Annotated in this window: 3 protein-coding genes; all 3 read left to right on the forward strand. The window is 72.1% G+C overall.

The features are described 5' to 3' along the window. Nucleotides 1-6: 6 nt before the first annotated feature. Genes JNK30_RS23015 through JNK30_RS20365 form a run of 3 tightly spaced genes read left to right on the forward strand, consistent with a single transcriptional unit; the run spans nucleotide 7 to nucleotide 1,984 of the window. The gene (locus JNK30_RS23015; RefSeq protein ID WP_367118726.1) at nucleotides 7-141 is read left to right on the forward strand and encodes a DUF3604 domain-containing protein; all 135 of its coding nucleotides are present in this window, start codon (nucleotides 7-9) and stop codon (nucleotides 139-141) included. Continuing rightward, on the forward strand, nucleotides 138-980 hold the full coding sequence (locus JNK30_RS20360; RefSeq protein WP_293485156.1) for a peptidylprolyl isomerase: 843 nt from the start codon (nucleotides 138-140) through the stop codon (nucleotides 978-980). The genes JNK30_RS23015 and JNK30_RS20360 overlap by 4 nt, the downstream gene beginning before the upstream one ends. Continuing rightward, a complete protein-coding gene (locus tag JNK30_RS20365) occupies nucleotides 977-1,984 on the forward strand; it encodes a HupE/UreJ family protein (protein ID WP_293485157.1) in 1,008 nt (335 codons plus the stop codon). The genes JNK30_RS20360 and JNK30_RS20365 overlap by 4 nt, the downstream gene beginning before the upstream one ends. Nucleotides 1,985-2,107 lie beyond the last annotated feature (123 nt).

Consider the following 2,107-nt stretch of genomic DNA (forward strand, 5'->3'; position numbering starts at 1 on the left):
GTCCGCGTGCTCGAGAACCCCTCCTGCCGCTGGTCCACCTGGGACGCCCTGCGCAACGGCACGCCCCCCAACCCCAAGCTCGCACCCACCATCATGGAACGCGCCTGGTCCTCGCCCATCTGGTACGAGCCGGCCGCGTGACCGAACCCAGTCGTTCGTGGCTCTCGCGCGTCCTGCGGGAGCCGCTGGTTCATTTCATCGTGCTGGGCGCCGTGCTCTTCGGCGTCATCGCGTTCGCGAACCACCTGAAGCGGCCGGTCGTGCGCATCGACGCGCAGGAGATCGAGCAGCTCGCGGGCTACTGGGAGCTGCAGAGCCAGCGGCCGCCGACCCGCGCCGAGCTGTCCGCCCTGATCAACGAGCGCGTCGACGAGGAACTCCTGGCCCGCGAGGCGATCCGGCTGGGCCTCGACAAGGACGACATGATCGTCCGCCGCCGGCTCGCGCAGAAGATGGCCTTCGCCAGCGAGGACATCGCCGACATCCCCGAGCCGGACGACAAGACGCTGCAGGCCTACTACGACGCCAATCGCGACCGCTACGCCGTGCCCGGCCGCGTGGCGCTGCGGCACATCTACTTCAGCCGCGACCGCACCGGCGAAACGCCCCAGGCGGCCGCCGCCGCGGCCCTGGCGACGCTCAAGGCCGGCGGATCCGCCACGAGCGACCCCTCGCTCCTGCCCCTCACCTACGCTGACATCGCCGAGGCGGACCTGACGCGCGACTATGGTCCGGACTTCACGGCGGCGGTGCACAAGGCGAAGGTCGGCGAGTGGACCGGCCCGGCGCCCTCGGCCTACGGCCTGCACCTGATCCGCGTGGAGCGCCGGCTGCCGCCCGTGACGCCGCCCCTCGCCGAAGTCCGCGACGACGTCCGCGCCGCCTGGCTGGCGGACCGGCGCGCGGACGAGAACCGGAAGTTCCGCGCCAGCCTGCGCAAGCGCTACAAGGTCGAGATCGCGGGCCTGCCCCAGTCATGAGGGCGCTGATCGCGATCTGGGTCTTCCTGGCGGCGCTGCTGGCCGGCCTTGCGCCGGCCCAGGCCCACGAGGTTCGCCCCGCGCTGGTGCAGATCCGCGAGACCGGCCCGACCGCCTACGAAGTCGTCTGGAAGCGTCCCGTCGTGGGCGACATGGCGCTGCGGCTGGTCCCCCACCTCTCGGGGGGCGCGCTCGAGAAGCCGCCGGCGGCCGAGCAGGCGGCGCCTGGCTATGTCACCCGCGTCTGGCGCGTGAACGGGGGGCCGCCCCTGGAAGGCCAGACGCTGGAGGTCGAGGGCCTCTCCCAGAGCGTCACCGATGTGATCGTGCGGATCACAGCCCGGGACGGCCGCACGTTCGACCACGTCCTGAAGCCGGCCCAGCCGCGCATGAAGCTGGCGATGGCGCCCGCCGCCGGGGTCGCCGTCCCGGCCTACCTCGTGCTCGGCGTGGAGCACATCCTCATCGGCATCGACCATCTGCTGTTCGTGCTCGGCCTGCTGCTGCTGATCGGCCCGAACTGGAAGCTGGTGAAGGCGGTGACCGGGTTCACCGTGGCGCACAGCCTCACGCTGGCGCTGGCCGCGCTGGGCTACATCAGCTTCCCCTCGGCGGCCATCGAGGCGCTGGTGGCGCTCAGCATTCTCTTCGTCGCGGTCGAGCTGATGCCCGGACGGCGCGCCGCCGACGGCCTGGCGCAGCGGCGTCCATGGCTGATCGCCTTCGTCTTCGGACTCCTGCACGGCATGGCCTTCGCCGGGGTGCTGGCCGACATCGGGCTGCCGCCGGACGCCGCGCCGGAGGCTCTGCTGCTGTTCAACGTCGGCGTCGAGATCGGCCAGCTCGTCTTCATCGGCGCCGTCCTGCTGCTGATGGCGGCAGGCCGCTGGGTCGTCAGCGCGCGCCGCTGGACCGTGCCCCGCTGGGCCCCCGTCGCGCCGGCCTATCTGATCGGTTCGCTGGCCGCGTACTGGCTGATCGAGCGGACCGTGGCGGCGATCTGACCGCTACTCGGGTCCGCCGCCGTAGAGCAGGCTGCGGGGATCGACGGGCCGGCCTTCGACGTACGCCGCGATCATGCCCTTCACCTCGCCGGCCGCGGAGCGCTCGGTCCGATTGAGGGAGCC

This window comes from Phenylobacterium sp., from assembly GCF_016793225.1.
GTDB lineage: Bacteria > Pseudomonadota > Alphaproteobacteria > Caulobacterales > Caulobacteraceae > Phenylobacterium.